The following is a 21,575-nucleotide window of genomic DNA, read 5'->3' on the forward strand; positions in this document are numbered from 1 at the left end:
CGGAGGAGTTGGCCAGGCTGCGGCTGACGCCGTCGGCGGTGTCGATGGCGCCGAGCACCCAGCCGCCGCCGAAGAAGTACAGCAGCGCGGGCAGTGGCCGCTCGGCCGCGGGCCGGTAAAGCCGCAGCGGCAACTCGCCTGCCGGTCCTGGGATGGTCAGGTTGGTGACCTCATACACGGCTTCCGGCTCGCCCCCGCTTGCCTGGATCGACGCGAGGTCCGCGGCCCTGGCGTCGGCGAGCGACATGGCATACAGCGGCGGGACGCTGTCCCGCTCGCGCTGGTCGCGCATCGCCTGCAGCTGCGGGTCGAGGGGCACGGCTCACGGTCCTTTCGTCGGGGCCGACGCGGCCATATGTGCAAATTGCCGGCTCTTGCCGGCCATCCCGACGAGGATAGGCTACCTCTCACAGAATGCCGTTCTCTTGGGAAATGGTGCTCCGATGGCCGAGCTGGTGCGTGAGGAGTTGCACTCGTCGGTCACCGATCCCGTGGCAGCGTCGATGAACTTTCTCAATGAGATCGCCGGCCGTTTTCCCGCGGCGATCTCCCTCGCGGCGGGCCGGCCATTCGATGAGTTCTATGCCGTCGAGGACGTCGAGCGGTACCTGGCTGCCTATCTCGGGCACCTGCGCGCTCAGGGCATTCCCGAGGCGCGCGTCCGGCAGGCCATCCTGCAGTACGGCCGGACGAACGGCCAGCTCGGGACGATGATCGCGCGGATGCTTGAGGTTGACGAGGACATCCGGGTTCCCGCCGAGTCGGTCATGGTGACGTCGGGCTGTCAGGAAGCGATGATCATCGCACTGCGCGGACTGTGCGCGCACCCGCGCGACGTCGTCCTCGCCGCCGAGCCCTGCTATGTCGGCTTCACCGGCGCCGCCCGCGTGCTCGGCATCACCGTGGTTCCCGTGCCGGAGACGGCGCAAGGCCTGCGTCCGGAAACGGTCGCCCGCGTCGCCCGCGAGGTACGCGCCAGCGGTCGCCGGCCGCGGGCGCTGTACGTGGTATCCAACTTCGCTAACCCCTCAGGCGTGTCGCTGAGCGCTGATGTGCGGCGCGGGCTGATCGAGACGGCGGCCGACGAGGACCTTCTGATCCTGGAGGACGACCCGTACGGGCTGTTCGGTCTCGACGACAGGCGCAGCCCGGTACTGAAGTCGCTGGACACCGGCCAGCGCGTCATCTACCTCGGCTCGTTCGCCAAGTCGGTGTTCCCCGGTGCCCGCGTCGGCTTCCTGGTCGCGGATCAGACCGTCGTCAGCGCCGCGGGTCATCGCAGCCTGCTGGCTGACGAGCTGTCCACGGTCAAGAGCATGATCACCGTCAATACCTCCCCAATCGCACAGGCCGTCATCGGCGGCGTGCTCGTGTCATGCGGATACAGCCTGCGCAGCGCGAACCAGGAGAAGATCGCGTTCTACCGGAGCAACCTCCGCGCGCTGCTAGCCGCACTCGAACGCCACTTCAGCGATCCTGCCATCACCTGGAACTCCCCCAGCGGTGGCTTCTTCGCCGTACTCGACGCTCCCGTCCGCGCTGACGAGAAGCTGCTCGAGCGCTCCGCGCGAGACTACGGCGTGCTGTGGACGCCGATGAGCTTCTTCTACCTGGACGGCGGCGGCAGTCACGCGATCCGGCTGTCCTGCAGCGCGCTGACGGCTGACCAGATCGATGAGGGTGTCCGCCGCCTGGCCGCCCTGATCGCTGACGTCCGGTCGTGACCGGTCAGCCTGGCTCGGGGGGCTCGAGAGTCCGCGTCTGGATCGTTCCGGTCGACGTGCCGCCAGACACCGCGGCCAGGTGCCGGGCGGTGCTCGACGCCAGCGAGCGCGCCCGCGCCGCGGCGTTCGGAAACCCGCGCGGCCAGCATCGCTTCACGATCGCGCACGGCGCGCTCAGGATCCTGGCCGGCCGCGAGCTGAGAACGCGGCCCGCCGCACTTACCTGGATACCGGGCCGGTACGCCAAACCCGAGCTCGCGCCGCCGTGGTCCGGGCTGCACACCAGCCTGTCGCACTCGGGAGACCTGATCGCGGTGGCCATCAGCACCGACCGGCCAGTCGGCGTCGACATACAGCACCTAGTGCCTGGCCTGGACGCGGCCGTGCTGTCGGCCCGGTTCTTCCCGCCCGATGAGGCCGGCTACGTCGCGGCGGTGCGCGACCCGAGCGCACGGGCGGACCGGTTCGCGCACCTCTGGGCACGCAAGGAGGCGGTCGTCAAGGCGGCCGGCGGCCGCCTGTGGCCGAACCTCCGGATCGCCGTCCGCAGCCGCGATGTCGTCAGCTGCGCCGAGCCCGCAAGCTCGCATCGGGTAGCGGATGTCACGGCGCCGGCCAGCTTTCGCGCTGCGGTGTCGCTGACCGGCGCGGCGCCGTTCGTCGTGGAGGCCGTCGGCGGCCACGATGCGCTGTCATGCGATCTCGCGGCTGAACAGCTGTGATGTCAGCACCACGGCCAGCACGGCCACCGCGGCCATGATGAGGCTCCCCTCCCAGACGACTGAGCCGCGGAGCTGGCCTTCCAGAATCGCCCGCATGCCACGGGTGCCCCAGGCGAACGGGTTCCACAGGGCGACGTTCCGTACCCACAGCGGTGCGACGGAGAGCGGGATGAGAACCCCGGCCAGCAGCGCGACCGGCTGGGCGATCGAGTTGGCCACCGTAGGGAGCACGGTCTCGTTGGGCACCAGCATCGCCAGGCAGAACGAGATCGAGACACCCAGCAGGACCATCATCGAGAGCAGTACGAGGGCAAACAGCACATTGGCCGGCTGCACCCGCAGGCCGAGCACGAGGGCGGCCAGGGCGATGACGACCGCCTGAAACGCGATCAGCACGACGTACATGAGTTCCCGCCCGAGCAGCAGTCCGATGCGGCTGACCGGCGTGACCCGGCACCGGCTGATGACTCCCTGGTGCATCGCGGCGAGCAGGGCGAATCCGGCGTACAGGCCACTGTAAATGCCCATGGCCGCGAACAGTGAGGGCACGTAAATCTGATAGGCGTCACCATAGGTGGAGACGCCCATGACCCCCTTGAGGAACGGGGTGAACAAGGCCAGGTAGGTGAGGGGCTGGATCAGCGTGATCGCGATGTTCGACGGATTGCGAATCAGCAGCACGGTCTCATACTGGAAGGTAAGCCACGTATCGCGGGCAAGCTTCATAGCTGCTGCCTCTCGTTTCCGGTTGCCGCTCAGTCAGCAAGAGTGCGGCCGGTCTTGGCCAGGAACACGTCATCGAGGCTCGGCCGGCGGTACTCGATCGCCCCCGGCTCGATCCCCTGGCTGCCCAGCGTGCGCATGACCTGCGGGATGGCCGTGGCCGCGCTGTCCACGTAGAGCCGCAGCGTGTGGTCGATGGCCTCGCAGGAGTGCACGCAGCGCTCGTCGGTGAGGAGCTTGGCCGCCTTCAGCATGGTGGCGGGCTCCGGTGCGCCAGCGCTGTCAGCCGCGGCAAGGTCGACGATAACGACGTCGCCTGAGATCTCGCGCTTGAGATCCGACGGGGTGCCCTCCGCGACGATCAGCCCGGCATCGATGATCGAGATCCGGTCACATAGCGCGTCGGCCTCGTCCAGGTAGTGCGTGGTGAGGAATACGGTCACGCCGCTGTCGCGCAGCCGCCGCACCAGGTCCCACATGTGCGCGCGGCTTTGCGGATCGAGCCCGGTCGTGGGCTCGTCCAGGAAGAGGACCTTCGGGCTGTGCACGACGCCGAGCGCGATGTCCACGCGGCGGCGCTGTCCTCCCGAGTAGGTCTTGCAGTTGCGGTCGCCATACTCGGTCAGGTCGAGCGCGTCGAGCGTAGCCGCGGCCCTGTCGCGCGCCTCGGCCTTGCCGATCCCGTGCATGCGGGCCTGCATGACCAGTTCCTCGCGGGCGGTGACGTCGTCCCAGGTGCTGCCGCCCTGCGCGACGTACCCGATGCTGCGGCGGACCAGAGCGGACTCCTTGCGCAGGTCCGCGCCCGCGATCCGGGCCTCGCCGTCGTCCGGCGGCAGGAGCGTGGCGAACATCCGCAGGGTCGTGGTCTTGCCGGCGCCGTTCGGCCCGAGGAAGCCGAAGATCTCGCCCTCCGCCACGTTGAGGTCCACGCCGGCCACGGCGTCGACCACGGCGGTCTTGCGCCGGCGGCCGGTCCGGAAGGACTTGCGCAGGCCCTTCGCCTCGATCACGGCTTCCTCCTCCTTCGAGCTTCGACGGGTTCTGCGGTGCTCGGTGCCCTGCTGTTTTCAGTGCACCGCGCGCGAGAACACCCGGGCGGACCAGGCCAGCGTGATCACGGCCATGGCGCCCATGATGACAATGCTCTGCCACACCGCCGCGTCGGCGGTGTGCCCGGCGAACAGCGCGCGCATCCCGGCGACAGCCCAGCTGTACGGGTTCCAGTCGGCGACGCGGCGCAGCCAGAGCGGGGCCAGCGCGAGCGGCAGGAGCGTCCCGGACAGCAGCAGGATCGGCTGTGCCAGGTTGTTGATTACCTGGCCGAGCACCCCGGGGTTGCTGACCTTGATCGCGATGCCGTAGGAGACCGCCGAGGCCGTCAGGGAGATCAGGGCCAGCAGCGCGTAGGCGAGAAGCAGGTCCTGGATGTGGACGAACAGGCCCAGTGGCAGGGAGAGCACGATGATGATGGCCGCTTGGACCGCCAGCGTCACCACGTCCCGCAGCGCCCGGCCGAGCAGCAGGGCCACCCGGCTGACCGGGGTCACCCGGGCGCGTTCGATGACGCCCGAGCCGATCTCGGCGAGCAGCCCGAAGCCGACGTAAAGCCCGCCGCCGAGCGCGAGCGCGACCAGCATGCCGGGGACGTAGATCCGGTAGGCGGTGGTCATCGATCCACCGTCCAGGGAGGAGAGCGCGGGCTTGAGCAGGGGCGCGAACAGCGCCATGTACACCACCGGCTGGGCGATGCCGAGGAAGACCCACAGCGGCGACCGCAACATCAGCAGCAGGTGGCGCTGGAAGATGATCCCGACGTCACGCAATACCTTCATGGACCACCTCAAGGTTCAGAGCCGGCACCTGCGCACGGGTACGCAGTGCGAGCGCCTCCAACAAGTCGGCCGCGGCGGGGGCTCCCCCGGCCGCACGGAACGACGCGCGCACGGCCTCGGCCGCGGCGCGGTAGGACGGATCGTCGAGCACTGCGAGCACGGCGTCGCGCAGCGTCTCGGGCCGCGCTCGGGCGAACCGCACCCGGACGCCGGCGCCGGCCGCGGCGACCTGAGCGGCGTTGATCGGCTGGTCGCCCTTGATGGGGGCGACGACCAGCGGCAGGCCGTGAGCCAACGCTTCGCACACCGTGTTCAGGCCACCGTGGCTAACCACGGCGTCCAGGCGGGGCATGAGGTCGAGCATCGGCACCCGTTGGCGTACCAGCACGTGCGGGGATGGGTCAGGGATCGCGTATTCGGGTGCGATCACGATCGCCTGGAGCTTCGATCCGAGCGGCTCGAGCGCCGACGTCATCCGGTGGTAGAAGTTCTCGGCCTGGTCCATCGACAGCGTGCCCACGGTGACCAGGAGGTGTTTGCGGGCGGGATCGAGCCAGTCCCACGGGAATTCCGCGTCGGCGGGCCGTGGCTCGATCGCGGGTCCGACGAGCGCGGTGTGCTGTGGCCAGGACAGCTCACCGGTCAGGGCACTGCCGGTGAAGGCGATCAGCAGGTGCGGGGAGAAGCGCAGGTCGTGCGGCGGCCGGCCGGGCAGGCCCGCGTCGGCCCAGAGCCCGTCGAGCAGGCCGAGCAGCCAGGACTCCACCTTCGGCAGCGCCCGGTACGGCCGGGTCAGCTCCATCGTCGTCGGTGCGACGCTGGCCCATGTCAGCCCACGCTTATGCGCGACCAGCGCACCGGCCACCGCGTGCTGATCCACCAGCATGACGTCGGGCTCGAAGTCGGCTGCGGCTCGGTCTACGGCGCGCAGGGTGTATCGGGCGTGCGGGACGACGTAGCCCTCCCAGCGCGACTTGGCCGCGGCCATGCCCAGTTCGCCCTGGCCGCCGCGGTGGGCACGCAGCGGGATGGGATGGATGAGCGCGCCGGCTCCCAGCAGCGGCCGCAGGAAACGCTCCGAGCCCGCCCAGGCGACCTCATGGCCGCGCCCGGTCAGCACCCTGGCCACCGCGGCGATCGGGTTCACGTGGCCGGCCAGCGGCAGGGAGACGACGAGGAACCTGCTCACGCGCCGCTCCGCGCCGCGACGTACCCGGCGACGTCCGCGACCGTCAGGGCGATGATCTCGTCGATGCTGAGCTGTGCGACGTATCCGGTCAGGTCCACGTGCTCGCCGTAGTGCCGGGCCAGCGCGTCGCCGAGCTCTGCCAGCTCCACGCTTTCCAGGAACAGGTCACCGTCCAGGCGGGTGTGCGGCCCGATCTCGCCGCGCCACGTGCCCTCCTCGCCGACCAGGTTCCGAACCAGCGCGGCGACCTGCGCGACCACCTCGTCCGACGCGACCGTCGTCCGGCTGCTCACGGCTGCGCCGCCGGTGAGCCCGGTTCTTCAGCACCCGGCTTCACGGCCCGCAGCACGCCGTATGCCATGACGCCGGTGTCAAAGGCCTTCGTCATGAGCGGTCCGGCGTAGAAGAAGCCGAGCACCTCCACGCCATGGTCGCGGGCCAGGTTCCGCATCGCCCGCGGGCCGCCCACCTCGGGAATGCCGGTGAAGCCCGGCGCCCAGGAGTTGGCCACCGCCTTGGTCCAGTCCGCGATGGCGACGTCGGCGAAGCCGGCCGCGCGGGCGAGCCGCTCGTGTTCCGGCAGCGAGGAGAAGCCCGGACTGGCCTGGTGCCGCATGATCTGCGCGACCAGCGCCGTCTCGTCGGTGCTCAGTTCGCCGTCGCGGACCGTCCAGGTGGCGACGGCCAGGAGGCCGCCGGGTCGCAAAAGGCGCAGTGCCTCAGCATAGAAGGCGGCCCGATCGGGAATGTGCTCAAGGCTCTCCAGCGCCCAGACGACGTCGAAGGAGGCGTCCGGATACCCGGTGCGCAGCGCGTCGATCTGGTGGAAATGAGCCCGCTCCGCGAGGCCGGCGGCCTGTGCCTTCTGCCGGGCGCGGTCAACCTGCGCCGCGCTGAGGGTGACCCCCTCCACGGTGCAGCCCAGCGCGTCGGCGAGGTAGAGCGCCGGGCCGCCGACGCCGCAGCCGACGTCCAGTACGGCCGACCCGGCCGGCACGCTCGCGAAGGCGACGAGTTCGCGCACCAGGCGGGCGGTCGCGGCATGCCGGTCGGCGCCGCCCTCGCCGGGGGTCTCGCCCGGATCCCAGAACCCGTGGTGGATGTGCTCTCCCCACAGATCCTCGTAAAGATCAAGGGTCGTGTCGTAATAGCGCTCCACCGCGGCGTTGATCCCGGGCTCGACGGCGGCGGCGCCCGCTTGCGCGGTGCCCGTATCGGCTTCCACGACGGCCAGTCCCTCCGAACTGGAAATGCGTTTCCAGATCATGGGAAAAGATTTCCGGATCATGGAGGCGCGTAAAATTATTTTCCCAGATCATGGTGCGGCGTTTCCCCAACGCGGGTGCGGAACAAAGCGCGCCGAGGCACGCCGCAGTGTTTCACGAGTGTTTCGCGGCGGCCTTCAAGGAAAACGCGCGGCAGCCATCTGCCCGAGCGTTCCGCGTGATTCCCCCCCGCGGAGACGACGACGTCCCCGCAGGTGATGCCGAGTTGGTATAGACCAACGTCAACGGCGTTAACTGCTGAACGATCGAAGCCTGTTGGTTTCGGTCGGTCCGGCGTTTACGCTGCTCACACGGGCTAGTGGCCCGTCATGAGCATGTTGCGATGCCTATCGGATCAACGCGCTGACCAGAGAAGATCAGACACGTTCATCAGCGCTGAGGTTCGCACGAGAGTCATCCAAAGTCAACAATCCGCGTTATCCTCTCGTGATCGGCACCGTGACCACGCCGTGACCTGCGGGAAAGCGATCGATGAACCACGGGGTCTTGCGGCGCGTTCATATCTGTGCCAAGAATGGCGCCGATGGGGGGCCATTGGTCATCGCCGAGCGCCCCTCGTCCCGCCGATTTAGCGACGGACCGCCGCCGGACCCGAAGACCGATTCCGGGCCGGCGCCCCGCCCCGGCAGCCCTGCGCCAGGCCCTGCATATCACCTGTTGGTGATCAGTCTCCGGCGCGCGCACAGCCGCAAGATCGTTCAACGTCCGGCACGGGGTCCGAGGCCGCGCCAGGCCTCCAGTTCGCGCTGCATCCGCGCGGGAAGGGACAGGTGTCCGTGAGTCAGGGGGCAGCACCACTGGACTCGGGGTGGGTGGACGAAGTGCTCCTGGCCGGCCCCGATGCCGACCCGTGCCTCCATCTCGGAGACCCGGTCAGCCGGGAGGCGCTGCGCCGCCTGGTCGCCGACCGGCAAGCCGCCCTCGCCGACGCGGGCGTGAAGCCAGGCGGCGCGGTCGCGCTGTGCCTTCCGCCGTCCATGGCCTTCATCGGCAACCTGCTCGCGGCGTGGCGGATCGGCGCGCAGGCCATCCTGCTCGACCACCGCCTCACGCCCTTCGAGCTGGACCGCGCGCTTGAGCACCTGGCGCCGCAGGCTCTCGTGAGCGTGCAGCACGCGGACACCGCGGCGCTGCGGGGGTTCGTCGAGGTGCGCGATCAGGTGCGCCCGCGCCCCGGCCGACCTGCCGCGGGCCCGCAGATGCTCGTCCAGCTCAGCTCGGGTTCGACCGGGCCGTCGAAGGTGATCGGCCGCACCGCGGCGGACCTCGTCGCAGAGATCGAGCGCTACACCCAGATCGACGGGGTACCGCGCGGCGGCGAGCGCATCGTCTCGCTCGCGTCGATGGTGCACGTCCTCGGCCTGGTCGGCGGGCTGCTGTACGGCCTGAACGCAGGGGTCCTCCTCGCCATCCCGGAGCGGATGACGCCGCGGGGGATCCTGGAGACGGTGGCGGCGGGCCCCGAGCCCACGACGTTGCTGGGCGTGCCGTACCACATCGAGCTGCTCACCTCGGTCGCGACACCGCCGCCGCTGCCGCAGCTGACCGGGATGACGACCGGCGGCGAGCTGGTGCGCACGGCCGTGCACGAGGCCTTCATCGCTCGGTACGGCGTGCGGCTGGGCAACATGTACGGCATGACGGAGGTCGGGGTGATCGCCACCGACCTGTTCGGGGCGAACCGACCCGCGCTGAGTCCCGCGCCCGGCCTGACCGTGCGAGAGGCGGACGGAGAACTGCACATCGCGATGGACGGTACGCCTTATCTCGGCGAAACCGACCCGTCGCGGTGGTCTGACGGCTGGCTGCACACCCGGGACGCGGGCACCGTCGACCCGGAAACCGGTCTGATGCGGGTGCTCGGCCGCCGCGACTCGCAGGTCTCCGTCGGCGGATTGAAGGTCGATCTCACCGAAGTCGAGCACACCCTCGCCGACCTGCCCGAGGTGGAGGCGGCGGTCGTCGTCTTCGACAAGGCGATCGAGGCCTACATCGTCCTACGGGAACCCGATTCCCTTGCCCGGGTGGAGAAGCAGCTCGCCGACCGCCTCGCCGCGTACAAGCACCCGCGCACCATCCACGTCGTCGAGCAGATGCCGCGCACCGCGACCGGAAAGCTCGTCCGCGATCGTGCAGCGCTGCGAAACGCACCGAGGGCTGATTCGCAGCTGAACCCAGCGCTCTGAGCACGCCCCCTGCCACACCGCTCCACCCCCCGGCCGCCTCCTCTCCCGACCCACCGCACGCTCCCGCCTCCACAGCTGCGGGCCCGGCTGAACCGGCCGACGCCCGCCCGCACCCCCGCCGCGAAAGGAAACCCCCTGCGATGACCGACGAGATCCGCGCGTTCATCATCCACTCGCTGAGCGAGATGAACTACGACGTCACCCACATCGACCAGGACACCGTGCTCGGCCCGGCCGGCGCCGACCTCGAGTCGCTCGCGCTGGCCGAGCTGTCGGTCCGGATCGAGGACCGGTTCGGGGTGCGGTTCGAGGACGAGGAGGCCGAGAAGCTGGTCGCGATGACGGTCGCGGAGTTCGCGCAGGCCGTCGCCGAACGCCTCGAGTCCGCGCCGGCGGCCGGTCGCTAGCCATGCCCGCATCCCCCGACCGCGCCGAACTGCTCGCGATGCTCACGGCCCTCGGCGACCGGAGCCCGGAGCAGGTGCCGGAGAGCATCGACTCGATGGCGCTGGCGTGGCTGATCCACCAGGTCGAGGAGCGCTACGGGCTGCAAGTGGACCTCGACGACGCGGAGCTGGCCCGCATCACCAGCGTCACCGCGGCGGAGCAGATCCTGCGCGAGCGCGTCTTCGAGGCCGCCGATGACTGACACGCACAGCCCGGTCCCCCGGCCGACCGCCCGCTCTCAGGTGCGGCGCGGCGGTGAGCAGGTCGTGCTCACCGGCGCGGCCGTGTCCACCGCGTTCGGCAGGGGCGTGCAGCCGCTGCTCGAGGCGGCGGTGGCGGGCAGGCCCGGGTTCCGACCGGTGCGGCGATTCGACGTCACGGGCCGCCGGGTCGCGGTGGCCGCGACGACGGACGAGGCGCCGCGTCTGGGCGACGAGCTGGACCGGGTGATCGGCGACGCCTGCGACGAGGCCGGGCTGCGCCGGGAGGAGCGAGCCGACTGCCCGCTGTATCTCGCGGTCCACGGCGATCCGGATCTGCCGAGGGCCAGCGAAGCGGACGGGGGCCGGCTGGGCGTGGACGCGTTCGCGGCTGCCGTCGCGCGGCGCGGCGGCCTTTCGGAATCGGTGCGCGCGTACACGTCGGCGTGCGTCGCTGCCAGCACCGCCGTGGCTGATGCGGCCGCGGCCATCGCGCGAGGACGCGCCGCGCGCATCGTCGTGGCGGCCGGCTACCTGGTCGAGCAGGATCAGTTCGCACTCTTCGACGCCGGGCGCGCTTTGGCGGTCGACGGCCGGGTCCGCCCGTTCAGCGCTCATCGCAGCGGTCTGCTGTTGGGCGACGGCGTGGGCGCTGTCGTGGTCGAGTCCGCATCCGCTGCAAACCGCCGTGGTGCGTCGGTGCTGGCGCGGTTGGCCGGATGGGGCCGGACCGGTGACGCGTACCACGTCTGCAAACCGCGTCCCGACGGTGTCGGCCTGGCACGCGCCATCGGGGATGCGATGCAGCGGGCTTCCGTGGGAACCGAGGAGATCGGTTATGTCAACGCGCACGGCTCGGGCACGCTGCAAAGCGATGCCGCGGAGGCAGCGGCGCTGCACCTCGCTCTTGGCGACAGGGCATTGACGGTTCCGGTCAGCTCGACGAAATCGGTGCACGGCCAGGCGCTCGAGGCCGGCGCGATGATCGAGCTGATCGTGACGCTGCATGCGCTGCGCGCCGGCCGGCTCCCGGTCAATGCCGGTTTCCTCGGGCCGGATGAGGAGTGCCGGCTCAATCTGGTTTTGGAACAGAGCGCCGCGACACCGGGTGAGTACGCCCTGAGCGTCAATGCCGCCTTCGGTGGAGCGAACACCGCGCTGCTGGTGGGTGCGCCGTGAACGCTCTGCTTCCCGTCGACACCGCGCCGGCCCCGCTCACGGACGCTGCGATCTCCGAGACCAGCGATCCAACGCTGGTGGCGCGGGCAGCCGCCGCGGGCCTCATCGTCCTTGCGGTATCGGCCTGGCCCGAATCCGCCGACGACGTCGCGGCACCCGCGCTCGCCGGGTTCGTGTCCTCCTCGTTCAGCCCGATCGCGGCCGAGGTCGCCCGGCGCTGCCTCCAGCGGCGTCCGGTCCCGGTTCAAGGCACCGACCCAGCGACTGGGCTGATAATCGTCAGCGCGCTGGGCGACTTCGACAGCGCACGCCGCGTGGCGCAGGCCGTCGACAGCGGCGGACGTATTGCGCCGCTGATGTTCTTCCAGTGCGTCCCCAACGCCGTGGCCGGATACATCGCCACCCGCTGGTGCCTGACCGGACCGGTCGTGTGTCTCGGCGGCGAAGGGGCCGCGCTCGACGCAGCCGGGCTGCTGCTCGAAGACGGGGACGCCGACGAGGTGCTGGTGATCCGCGTCGCGCAGGCGGCCACCGAGCTGGACCGCGACAGCGCCGACGCCATCCTGCTGGCAGCCGGCGTTCCGCAGCACGAGAGGGGCCGGACATGAGCGAACGAGCCGTGACCATCACCGGGATGGGCCTGGTGACCTCGGTCGGCAACAGCGCCGACGCCGTCATGTCGGCGATGTGCGAGGGCCGCTCGGGGCTGAGCGCGCCGCCGCGGGGACACCCGCTGTCCGGATCGCTCGAGGTGGCCGGGTTCGGGCCGCCGATCGACCCGACGACTGTGCTGCCCGCGCCCGAGACCCGCGTGGTGGACCGGTACGTCGTCATGGCCCTGCAAGCCGCGCGCGACGCGATGTCGGACGCCGGACTCGAGGTGGGCCGCGACGTCGACCCGTTCCGGATCGCGGTGATCGTGTCCGGGACCGGCGGGCTGGCCACGCTCGAAAGCCAGGTGGTCACCCGCACCGAGCGCGGCCGCCTCGGGGTGAGCCCCTATCTCCTGCCCGGGATGCTGCCCAACATGGGCGCCGCACGCATCGCCATCACCTACGGGATCCGCGGCTACAGCTCGTCGATCGGCACCGCCTGCGCGGCCGGCGCCCAGTCGATCGGGGAGGCGACGCGGCTGGTGCGCTCCGGCGAGGCCGACGTGGTCGTCTGCGGGTGCAGCGAGGCTCCGCTGTTCCCGACTCTCGCGGACACCTTCAACAACGCCCGCGCGCTGGCCCGCGGCTGGGCGCACGATCCGGCGGGCGCGAGCCGGCCGTTCGATCGGCGGCGCAACGGCCTGGTGCTCGGCGAGGGCGCCGGCATCTTCGTCCTCGAAAGCGTCGAGCACGCAGACGCGCGCGGCGCGGCGGGCTACGCGGACGTCGCGGGTTGGGGCGCCACCAACGACGCATACCACCCGACCGCGCCGGACCCCAAAGGCACCGCCGCCTCGGAGTGCATCCGCCGCGCGCTGGCCGACGCCGGGATCACGCCCCGCGACGTGGGATACCTCAACGCGCACGGCACCAGCACCAAGCTCGGCGACGCCGCCGAGGCGGTGGCCATCCGCAGCGCGTTCGGAGCCGACGCCCCGCCGGTCAGTTCCACGAAGGCGATCACCGGCCACATGCTCGGCGCCTCGGGCGTGGCCGAGTCGGCGGTCACCGTGCTCGCCCTGCGCCGCGGACTCCTGCCGCCGACGCAGAACCTCGACGACCCGGACCCCGCCTGCGACCTCGACCACATCCGCAAAGCCCCGCGCCCGGCCCGGATCACCCACGCCGTCTCGAACTCGTTCGGGTTCGGCGGCCACAACATCAGCCTCGTCTACGGCCAGCCGAGCACCCGGCTGACCCGCGACGGGTGAACCACGCAGCAGCCCACCACCAGCACCTGAAGCACCACCGCTCGCCAACTCAGCTTGAACTGGGCCGCTCGGGCGGCGCGCGCCGATCGGCCCGGGCCGCGCGACCGCGCGGCCGTCCTTGAAGAACGGAAGGTTGCCATGGACCTGCTCGCTGTCGACCACGTCGAATTCTTCGCGGGCGACGCCCGGCAGGCGGCGTTCGTCCTCTGCCACGCGTTCGGCTTCCGCGTCCTCGGCCACGCCGGACCGGATTCCGGGCTGCCCGGCCAACGCAGCCTGCTGACCGGGCACGGCGGCGCCAGGGTGCTGCTGACCTCGGGCCTCGGCCCGGACCATCCGGCGACCGGCTACGTGGCGAAGCACGGGGACGGGGTGGCGGTCATCGCCTTCCGGGTCGAGGACGCCACGGCGGCGTTCGACGCATCGGTCGCGGCCGGCGCGACACCGCTGCAGGAGCCGCGGGCGCACGAGCGCGACGGCGACCGGGTGGTCACCGCCGTCGTGTCAGGGTTCGGAGACGTCGTGCACCGCCTGGTCGAGCGCACCGGGCCCGGGCGCGAGTTCCTGCCCGGCGCGTTCGAGATGGCGGACGCGCCGCCGGCGGAAGGCGAGTCGGTGCGCTCGATCGACCACGCCGCGTTCTGCGTCCCGCACGGCGCGCTCGAGCCCACCGTGCGCTACTACCGCAAGACTTTCGGCTTCGAGCCGATCTTCGAGGAGTACGTCGAGGTCGGCAAGCAGGCGATGTTCTCGCAGGTGCTGCAGAGTTCCGCCGGCGGGGTGACGTTCACCATGATCGAACCGGACGTCAGCCGCCAGCGCGGCCAGATCGACGACTTCCTGTCCTGGCACGGCGGTCCCGGCGTGCAGCACGTGGCCCTGAGCACCGACGACATCGCGGGGGCCGTGGACGCGTTCAGCGCCCGCGGCGCCGGATTCGCCCCGACCCCCGGCGCCTACTACGAGCAGCTGGGCGCGCGGCTCGGCCCGATCGACATCCCGGTGGAGCGCCTGCGCTCGCGCGGGATCCTGGCCGACCGGGATCACTGGGGCCTGATGTACCAGATCTTCGCCACGTCCATGCACGTGCGCAACACGTTCTTCTGGGAGCTGATCGAGCGGCACGGCGCGCGCACGTTCGGCACCAGCAACATCCCGGCGCTCTACGCGGCGAAGGAACGCGAGCTCGCCGCCGAGCGGCATCCCGCGGAAACAGACTACTGATCGTCGTCCGGCGAACACGGAGGCATGCGTGACCATTTCACCGGTGTCCGTCGCGCCGCTCACCGAGGCGGAGCAGGCGCTGCTGCCGACGGAGCAGGACGTGGCGCACTACGAACAGCACGGTTGGTATCTGACCCGGAAACTACTCACCGACGACGAGGCCGACGAGCTCACCGAGGCGAGCGAGCGGTTCTACGCGGGCGAGCGCAGCAGGACGCTGCCGCTGCGCCCGCCCCGGCTCGCGTACTGGCGGCCGGAGGACGGCCCGGTGCAGCGGCACAACGACTACGTCCACGTCGAGAGCGACCCGATCGCCCGCATCCTGCGCAAACCCCTGATCGGGGCGGTCGCGGCGCTGCTGGCCCGGGCCGACGAGATCCGGCTGTTCCAGTCCACCCTGATCTACAAGCCGCCGGCGGCCCGCGAGCCGAGCAACATCGTGCCCTGGCACTTCGACAAGCACTACTGGGCGACCTCCACGTCCGAGCGGATGCTGACCGCGTTCATCCCGTTCCACGACTGCGGCGTGCGGATGGGCACGATCACCATGGTCGACGGCAGCAACCGGTGGAAGGAGACCGGCCGCCAGGACTCGATGACGAAGCACTTCGCCGACCGCAACGCCGGCGAACTCGAAGAGGTCCTCGCCCAGAACGCCGCCTTCAACGGCGCCGAGGTGCGCAAAGTGGCGATGGAGATCCCCAAGGGGCACATGAGCTTCCACCACTGCCGCACCTATCACGGCAGCGGCCCCAACCTCAGCGGCCGTCCCCGCCGCGCGATCTCGCTGCACCTTCAGGACGGCGCCAACGAATACCGGCCGTTCGAGCTGAGCGACGGTAACGCGGTGGCGTACAACCACGACGTGCTGGTGCGCAGGCTGCCCGACGGCCGCCCCGACTACGCCGACCCCGAATACTGCCCGATCCTGTGGAACTCCGCCTGGCGCGGCGGCTCCACCGACGGCGTCTGACCACCGGCCATCAGGAGATTTCGATGTCACGTTATCAGTGGGGGCAACGGCACCCAGGGATCGACCGGCTCGAGGAGCGGATCGGCCCGGCACGCGAGCGCGTGGTCGGCCACCCGCTGTACGCCCGCCTCGCCGACCTCCCGGCGATCAGGATATTCATGGAGCACCATGTCTTCGCGGTGTGGGACTTCATGTCCCTGCTCAAATCCCTGCAACGCGAGCTGACCTGTGTGCAGGTGCCGTGGGTGCCGACCGGCCCGACCGGCAGCAGGCGCCTGATCAACGACATCGTGCTGGTGGAGGAGAGCGACGAACTGCGCGGCGGCTTCATCAGCCATTTCGAGCTCTACCTCGACGGCATGCGGGAGGCGGGCGCGGACACCGGGCCGATCGACGCGTTGCTCGGACTGCTGCGAGCGCGCCGGCCGGTCCTCGCCGCGCTCACCGAGGCGGGGGTGCCCGCGCCGGCCGCCGACTTCGTCGCCACGACCTGGCGGTTCGTCGAGGCGGCGCCGGTCCACGCCAGGGCCGCCGCCTTCGCCTTCGGCCGCGAGGATCTGATCCCGGAGATGTTCCGCCAGGTCGTCGGCGTCAACGAGCGCGTGGGCGGGCTCGGCACCTTCGTGGACTACCTCGCCCGGCACATCGAGGTCGACGGCGAGCAGCACACGCCGATGGCCATGCAGATGCTGGCGGACCTCTGCATGGACGACGAGGCGAAGTGGCAGGACTGCGCGCAGGCGGTCAACGCGGCACTGACGGCGCGGGCGCGCTTGTGGGACGGGATCCTGGCCGCCGTCGAGGACCGGGCCCCGGCCCCGCTCGGGCTCCTCGCCCCGGCGGCATCGGGCGGATCGGCCCGCTGAGCGGAAGGGACAGTGATGGCCGACGGCGTCGATTCACAGCGCGCACGCTCGACGAGCGCAGAGCTGTATCGAACCATGCGGTTGATCCGGCGGTTCGAGGAGCGGGCGATCGAGTTGGTGCGCTCCGGCGTGATCGCGGGCGGCATCCATCCGTACATCGGCCAGGAGGCGATCGCGGCCGGGGTCTGCGCGGCCCTGCGCCGCGACGACTTCATCACCAGCACCCACCGGGGCCACGGCCACGTGCTGGCGAAGGGAGCTGATCCGGCGCGGATGCTCGCCGAGTTGGCCGGCCGGGAGGGCGGGCTCAATCAGGGTCGTGGCGGCTCGATGCACGCCGCCGACTTCGGGCTCGGCATCCTGGGCGCGGACGCGATCGTCGGTGCGGCGGCGCCCATTGCGGCCGGTGCCGCCTGGGCGGCCCGACAAGCCGGCTCGGACCGCGTCGCGACGTGCTTTTTCGGCGACGGCGCGGTCAACCAGGGGGTGGTGTTCGAGGCCTTCAACCTGGCCGCGCTGTGGCAGGTGCCGATCATCTTCGTCTGTGAGAACAACGGCTTCGCGACGTCCACGCGCACGGAGGACGCCGTAGCGGGCACGATCGCCGGGCGCGGCGCGGCGTTCGGCATGTGGACGCGCACCATGGACGGCATGGACGTGGAGGCGGTGCTCGCCGCTGCCACCGAAGCGGTCGATCGGGCCCGCGGCGGCCATGGTCCCTCGCTCCTGGAGTGCCTGACCTATCGGTTCGACGCACACCACACCTTCGAATACACCGCGCGGCCTCGCTATCGGACTACTGAAGAAATAGAGGCCGCGCAGGCCCGCGACCCGCTGCCGCGCCAAGGTGCCCGGCTGCCCGAGCAGGTCCGCGAAGCGATCGACGCCGAGATCGAAGACCTGCTTACCGAGGCCGTGCAGTTCGCCCTCGACAGCCCGCACCCGGACCCATCCACAGCGCTCGAGTACCTCTACGCCGACAGCACGCCGGTCAGGGCGGGAGTCGCGTAATGCCCAACCAGTCCTATCTCAAGGCCCTCAATCGCGCGCTCCTCGACGAGATGGAGCGCGATCCGGCGGTGTGCGTCTTCGGCGAGGACGTCAGGTCCGCGGCCACCAACGTCACCGCGGGCCTCTTCCAGCGGTTCGGGCCGCAGCGGGTCCTGGACACGCCGATCTCGGAGCAGGGGTTCACCGGTTTCGCCACCGGCGCCGCGCTGGCCGGGCTGCGCCCTGTGGTCGAGTTCCAGATCCCGTCGCTGCTCTTCCTGGCTTTCGAGCAGATCGCCGACCAGGCGCACAAGCTGTCATTGATGACGGGCGGGCAGGCGCGGGTGCCGGTGACCTACGTGGTGCCGAGCTCGGGTTCGCGTGAGGGCTGGGCGGGGCAGCACTCTGACCAGCCGTACAGCCTGTTCGCACATGTCGGAGTCAAGACCGTGGTGCCGGCCACAGTCGCCGACGCGTACGGCCTAATGGTCTCGGCGATCCGGGACGACGACCCGGTCGTGGTGTTCGCCCCGGCCGGCGCGATGCGACGGCGCCAAGACGTCGACTTCGCCGCGATCGCACCGGTGCCGCTGGGGCGGGGGCGGGTGGTCCGGTCTGGAGATCAGGTCACTGTCGTGGCGGTCGGGCATCTGGTGCACGACGCGCTCGCGGTCGCCGACGAGCTCGCCGCGCTCGTGTCCGTCGAGGTCTTCGATCCTCGCACGCTGCATCCTTTCGACTGGCCGGGTCTGGCCGCGTCCCTGGAACGCACGGGGCGCTTGGTCGTGATCGACGACTCGAACCGGTCCTGCGGCATCGGCGGCGAGATCATCGCGACCGCAGCCGAGGAGATGCGCCTGATCGCCCCGCCGAAGCGGGTGACCCGGCCCGATGGCGCCGTCCTGCCGTTCGCCGCCGCACTCGACCGGGCGCTCCAGCCGAGCCGGGAGCAGTTGCACGCCGCGATCCTCGACGTTGTCGGCCTGGGTGCGAACGGCCGCGGAGCCTGGCTGGATCGGGACGACGTGAACGGCGCCGACGGGTCGTGGACCAACCAGGTGGTCGGGGTGCCGCGTGGTTGAAATCGCGCCGCAGCCGACGGCCGCGCAACAGGAGTTCTCGGACCGGGTGGTCGTGCGGTTCGAGGGACCCGGCTGCGGACAGGGCCCGCTGAGCTGGGGCCAGTGGGAGATCTGGGACACGATGCGCAAGACGGCCTCGTCACTGCCGATCGGCGGAGTCGTGGCGGTCCGGCCCGGCCGGACGGTGCAGGACATCGCCGAAGAGCTGCGGTTCTTCCTCAGCCGCTACGAGTCGATGCGGACCAAGGTGCGCTTCGACGCGAACGGCGACCCCTACCAGGTCCTCGCCGACCGCGGCGAGGCCGTGCTCGGGATCGTCGATGTCGACGATGCGGGCGACCCGCTCCAGGCCGGTCTGCGCCTCGAGGAGCGGTGGCGCGCAGTCCAGTTCGACCACGAGCGCGAGTGGCCGATCCGGATGGCCGCGGTACGGCACCGGGGCGTGCCCACCCATGTCGTGGTGATCGTGTCGCACTTCGCCACGGACGGCGTCGGCGTGGGAATCATGGTGCGGGACCTGCGTGCGTGGCAGGCGGGCGGGTCGGCGGGAAGCCGCGCGGCCGCCATGGGACCGCTGGAGCTGGCACGCCACCAGCGTGAGCCTTCCGCGATGCGCCAAAGCGAGATGTCGCTGCGCTATTGGGACCGCCTGCTGCGCAAGGCGGACCCGGTCAGATTCGCGCCCGGGCAAGACCGCAGCCAGCCCCGCTACATGAGGACGGATCTTGATTCGCCCGCGCTGTACCTGGCGTTGAAGCGTTTGACTCCGGGTGGCGCGGGCGCCGATATGCCCGTGCTTCTGGCGGCGTATGCGAGAGCGACCGCCCGGGTGACCGGGATCTCTCCGTCCCTGGTCCGGATGACCGTCAACAACCGCTTTCGTGCCGGGTTGGCGGAGGTGTCGCATCCGCTGTGTCTCAACGGCCTTCTGATGCTCGACGTCGCCCAAGTCTCCTTCGCCGAGGCCGTGGAGCGGGCGAGGGCGGCTTCGCTCCACGGCATGAAGTACGCGTATTACAACCCGACCGACCTGTACCGCCTGCGCGCCGCGGTCGCCGCGGATCGCGGGTGCGAGGTCGATCTCGGAATGCTGTTCAACGATCAGCGCTCGGCCGATCGGCTCGAGGAAGCCGGGCCGCCGCCGACACCGGAGGAGATCTCGGCGGCGCTGTCCGGGCACAGTCTTCGACGCGAGCCGATGGCGCTGTTCATCGAGAAGCTGATGGTCTTCGCGCGCGACGTCCCCGGCGAGTTCGTACGGCTGTCGGCCGAATCCGACAGGCGATATGTGTCCGCGCGGGAGGTCGAGCAGATCTTGCTGTCCATGGAGGCGATCGTCGTGCAGGCGGCGTGCAATAGCGCGGTCCTCGCCGACGCGCCGCGCCCGGAAAGCGCCGTCTCGTGAGCACTCCCGTCGAGAAACCGAAGGAGATCCAAGGCATGAGCACAAGCATCGCCGGCATCCGAGCGGCGCTGGCCGCGGACCCGGACCTCGGCGCGGGCAACGTCCTGCCGAAACTCATCGAGCACGGCGCGCCGCTCGACGGGCCGGGCATGACCTTCGACACCGAGGTCGACGGCCTGCCCGCGTGGCGCGGGCTCACCCTCGGCGAACTGCACGAGCGCGTCGCGGCGCGGGCCGCCTGGCTGAACGGGCGGGGCGTGCGCCCCCGCGACCCGGTCGCGCTGTACGTGTCGGACCCGGCGGACTGCGTGCTGAACTTCCTCGCGCTGGTGTGGCTCGGCGCCATCCCGGCGCTGATGAATCCCAGCCTGCCGGCCGACGTGGCCGCCGAGTACATCAGGCGGCTGCGGGCGGTCGGCCTGCTCACCGACGCCGACCACACGAAGCGGCTGGCCGGCCAAGAGGTCGACCTCGACCTGGTGATCGACGCCGCCGACACCGGCTCGGGCGACCCGGCGGCCGCCCCCGCCCCGTACCACCACCATCGCGACGACCCGATCGCCGTCACCCACTCCTCGGGCACCACCCGCATGCCCACGGCGGTGGTGCACTCGCACGCCAGCCTCTTCGCGGCCACCCGGACGATCCGGCTCAAGGCGCCGCGCGCGCAGGGCACCGAGCGGGTTCTCAGCGCACTGCCCGCGGCGCACGCGGCCATGATCGGTACCATCAACCAGGCGCTGTGCAATCGCAGCGAGCTGCTGTACCTCTCCCAGCGAGGCGACGGCGCGGCCGTTCTGGGCGCGATCGAGCGATGGAAGCCGACCGGGGTCTTCGGCTTCGCGGTGACGTGGGCCGAGCTGGCCCGCTACGACCTGCACGAGTACGACCTCGATTCGGTGGCGCTCTGGTTCAACACCGGCGACTGCGCGCACGAGCCGCACGTTCGCCGGCTCGTGGCGGTCGGCTCGCACGACACCGCCACCCGCGAGGGCGTCAAGCGGGTGAAGGGCTCCAGCTTCATCGACGGCCTCGGCTCGACCGAGATGGGCCACTCGGCGTTCCACATCACGCACCGGATCGACACCCAGCGGTACGGGCGCTGCGTCGGACGGCCGCACATCTTCGCCGAGGTGGCGCTGCTCGACCCGGCGACCGGCCAGGAGGTGCCGGTCGGCAGCGTGGGCCACTTCGCGCTGAAGTCGCCGACCCTGGCCCCGGGTTACTGGAACGACTCGCTGAACACCTACCGCAACCGACTGAACGGCTACTACCTCACCGGCGACCTGATGTACCGCGACGCGGACGGCTACTACTACCACGTGGACCGGGCCGTCGACGCGGTCGACCTCGGCGGCGGCGAGTGGCTGTACACGGCTATGTCCGAGGAGCGGATCCTCAAGGCCTGCCCGGACGTGCGCGACTGCACGGTGGTGGCCGTACCCGCACCCGGCGGAGTCTTCACCGACGTGCTACTCAGCCTGCACACGTGGGCGGATCAGGCGGCGGACCGCACCGAGGCGATCCGGGCCGCGCTCTCCGAGGCCGCCGCGGCGACGCTGCGGAAGGTCGTCGTGATCGACGACAGCGAGCTGATCGTCGGCCCGACCGGGAAGGTACGCAAGTTCCTGATGCGGCAGCGGCATCTGGCCGACGTGGCGGCCTGAATGAGGTACCCAC

The 21,575-nt window shown here is 70.7% G+C and carries 21 protein-coding genes and 1 pseudogene; 15 read left to right on the forward strand and 7 right to left on the reverse strand.

The window, feature by feature from the left end; translation table 11 throughout:
- Positions 1-319: pseudogene (locus VGZ32_RS14690) on the reverse strand (alpha/beta hydrolase); the annotation flags it as partial.
- A 124-nt stretch (positions 320-443) separates the two neighbouring features.
- On the opposite strand from VGZ32_RS14690, the gene VGZ32_RS14695 reads away from it, so the two are divergent.
- Together VGZ32_RS14695 and VGZ32_RS14700 are read left to right on the forward strand one after the other, a co-directional pair.
- Entirely contained in the window at positions 444-1,724 is a 1,281-nt protein-coding gene (locus VGZ32_RS14695) for a PLP-dependent aminotransferase family protein (RefSeq protein ID WP_326886579.1), read from the forward strand.
- 89 nt (positions 1,725-1,813) lie between these two features.
- Positions 1,814-2,446, forward strand: coding sequence for a 4'-phosphopantetheinyl transferase family protein (locus VGZ32_RS14700; protein WP_326886580.1), 633 nt, complete (start codon positions 1,814-1,816; stop codon positions 2,444-2,446).
- On the opposite strand, the gene VGZ32_RS14705 is transcribed toward VGZ32_RS14700, so the two are convergent.
- Genes VGZ32_RS14705 through VGZ32_RS14730 form a run of 6 tightly spaced genes read right to left on the reverse strand, consistent with a single transcriptional unit; the run spans position 2,417 to position 7,418 of the window.
- Positions 2,417-3,172 carry an ABC transporter permease gene (locus VGZ32_RS14705; RefSeq protein WP_326886581.1) on the reverse strand — a complete coding sequence of 252 codons (756 nt, stop codon included), beginning with the start codon at positions 3,170-3,172 and terminating at the stop codon, positions 2,417-2,419. The two genes, VGZ32_RS14700 and VGZ32_RS14705, sit on opposite strands and share 30 nt — an antisense overlap.
- 29 nt (positions 3,173-3,201) lie before the next feature.
- Positions 3,202-4,182, reverse strand: coding sequence for an ATP-binding cassette domain-containing protein (locus VGZ32_RS14710; RefSeq protein ID WP_326886582.1), 981 nt, complete (start codon positions 4,180-4,182; stop codon positions 3,202-3,204).
- A gap of 57 nt (positions 4,183-4,239) precedes the next feature.
- Complete coding sequence (locus VGZ32_RS14715) at positions 4,240-5,004, reverse strand: ABC transporter permease (RefSeq protein ID WP_326886583.1); 765 nt, start codon at positions 5,002-5,004, stop codon at positions 4,240-4,242.
- Complete coding sequence (locus tag VGZ32_RS14720; RefSeq protein ID WP_326886584.1) at positions 4,988-6,193, reverse strand: glycosyltransferase; 1,206 nt, start codon at positions 6,191-6,193, stop codon at positions 4,988-4,990. Before VGZ32_RS14720 ends, VGZ32_RS14715 begins: the two co-directional genes overlap by 17 nt.
- The gene (locus tag VGZ32_RS14725; protein ID WP_326886585.1) at positions 6,190-6,486 is read right to left on the reverse strand and encodes a hypothetical protein; all 297 of its coding nucleotides are present in this window, start codon (positions 6,484-6,486) and stop codon (positions 6,190-6,192) included. The genes VGZ32_RS14720 and VGZ32_RS14725 overlap by 4 nt, the downstream gene beginning before the upstream one ends.
- Positions 6,483-7,418, reverse strand: a complete 936-nt coding sequence (locus VGZ32_RS14730) for a methyltransferase domain-containing protein (protein ID WP_326886586.1) — start codon at positions 7,416-7,418, stop codon at positions 6,483-6,485. Before VGZ32_RS14730 ends, VGZ32_RS14725 begins: the two co-directional genes overlap by 4 nt.
- Positions 7,419-8,255: 837 nt before the next feature.
- Here VGZ32_RS14730 and VGZ32_RS14735 point away from each other — a divergent pair.
- The 13 genes from VGZ32_RS14735 (at position 8,256) to VGZ32_RS14795 (ending at position 21,562) form a co-directional block, all read left to right on the forward strand.
- Positions 8,256-9,665, forward strand: coding sequence for a class I adenylate-forming enzyme family protein (locus tag VGZ32_RS14735; protein ID WP_326886587.1), 1,410 nt, complete (start codon positions 8,256-8,258; stop codon positions 9,663-9,665).
- A gap of 140 nt (positions 9,666-9,805) precedes the next feature.
- Positions 9,806-10,072, forward strand: a complete 267-nt coding sequence (locus tag VGZ32_RS14740; RefSeq protein WP_326886588.1) for an acyl carrier protein — start codon at positions 9,806-9,808, stop codon at positions 10,070-10,072.
- 2 nt (positions 10,073-10,074) lie between these two features.
- Entirely contained in the window at positions 10,075-10,314 is a 240-nt protein-coding gene (locus VGZ32_RS14745; protein WP_326886589.1) for a hypothetical protein, read from the forward strand.
- Positions 10,307-11,491 carry a beta-ketoacyl synthase N-terminal-like domain-containing protein gene (locus VGZ32_RS14750; protein ID WP_414642545.1) on the forward strand — a complete coding sequence of 395 codons (1,185 nt, stop codon included), beginning with the start codon at positions 10,307-10,309 and terminating at the stop codon, positions 11,489-11,491. Before VGZ32_RS14745 ends, VGZ32_RS14750 begins: the two co-directional genes overlap by 8 nt.
- A complete protein-coding gene (locus VGZ32_RS14755; RefSeq protein WP_326886591.1) occupies positions 11,488-12,099 on the forward strand; it encodes a hypothetical protein in 612 nt (203 codons plus the stop codon). The genes VGZ32_RS14750 and VGZ32_RS14755 overlap by 4 nt, the downstream gene beginning before the upstream one ends.
- Positions 12,096-13,355, forward strand: coding sequence for a beta-ketoacyl-[acyl-carrier-protein] synthase family protein (locus tag VGZ32_RS14760; protein WP_326886592.1), 1,260 nt, complete (start codon positions 12,096-12,098; stop codon positions 13,353-13,355). Before VGZ32_RS14755 ends, VGZ32_RS14760 begins: the two co-directional genes overlap by 4 nt.
- A 138-nt stretch (positions 13,356-13,493) precedes the next feature.
- On the forward strand, positions 13,494-14,579 hold the full coding sequence (gene hppD, locus VGZ32_RS14765) for a 4-hydroxyphenylpyruvate dioxygenase (RefSeq protein ID WP_326886593.1): 1,086 nt from the start codon (positions 13,494-13,496) through the stop codon (positions 14,577-14,579).
- A gap of 34 nt (positions 14,580-14,613) precedes the next feature.
- Positions 14,614-15,552: a phytanoyl-CoA dioxygenase family protein gene (locus VGZ32_RS14770; RefSeq protein WP_349263613.1), complete on the forward strand. Its 939-nt coding sequence runs from the start codon at positions 14,614-14,616 to the stop codon at positions 15,550-15,552.
- A gap of 23 nt (positions 15,553-15,575) precedes the next feature.
- Entirely contained in the window at positions 15,576-16,418 is an 843-nt protein-coding gene (locus tag VGZ32_RS14775; RefSeq protein ID WP_326886595.1) for a DUF3050 domain-containing protein, read from the forward strand.
- Positions 16,419-16,493: 75 nt separating this feature from the next.
- Positions 16,494-17,429, forward strand: a complete 936-nt coding sequence (locus tag VGZ32_RS14780; RefSeq protein ID WP_326886596.1) for a thiamine pyrophosphate-dependent dehydrogenase E1 component subunit alpha — start codon at positions 16,494-16,496, stop codon at positions 17,427-17,429.
- Positions 17,429-18,490 carry an alpha-ketoacid dehydrogenase subunit beta gene (locus VGZ32_RS14785; RefSeq protein ID WP_326886597.1) on the forward strand — a complete coding sequence of 354 codons (1,062 nt, stop codon included), beginning with the start codon at positions 17,429-17,431 and terminating at the stop codon, positions 18,488-18,490. The genes VGZ32_RS14780 and VGZ32_RS14785 overlap by 1 nt, the downstream gene beginning before the upstream one ends.
- Entirely contained in the window at positions 18,483-19,895 is a 1,413-nt protein-coding gene (locus tag VGZ32_RS14790) for a condensation domain-containing protein (protein WP_326886598.1), read from the forward strand. Before VGZ32_RS14785 ends, VGZ32_RS14790 begins: the two co-directional genes overlap by 8 nt.
- A 35-nt stretch (positions 19,896-19,930) precedes the next feature.
- Positions 19,931-21,562 carry a class I adenylate-forming enzyme family protein gene (locus tag VGZ32_RS14795; RefSeq protein ID WP_326886599.1) on the forward strand — a complete coding sequence of 544 codons (1,632 nt, stop codon included), beginning with the start codon at positions 19,931-19,933 and terminating at the stop codon, positions 21,560-21,562.
- Positions 21,563-21,575: the final 13 nt, after the last annotated feature.

The organism is Actinocrinis sp. (genome assembly GCF_035938995.1).
Taxonomy (GTDB): Bacteria; Actinomycetota; Actinomycetes; order Streptomycetales; family Catenulisporaceae; genus DASZGI01.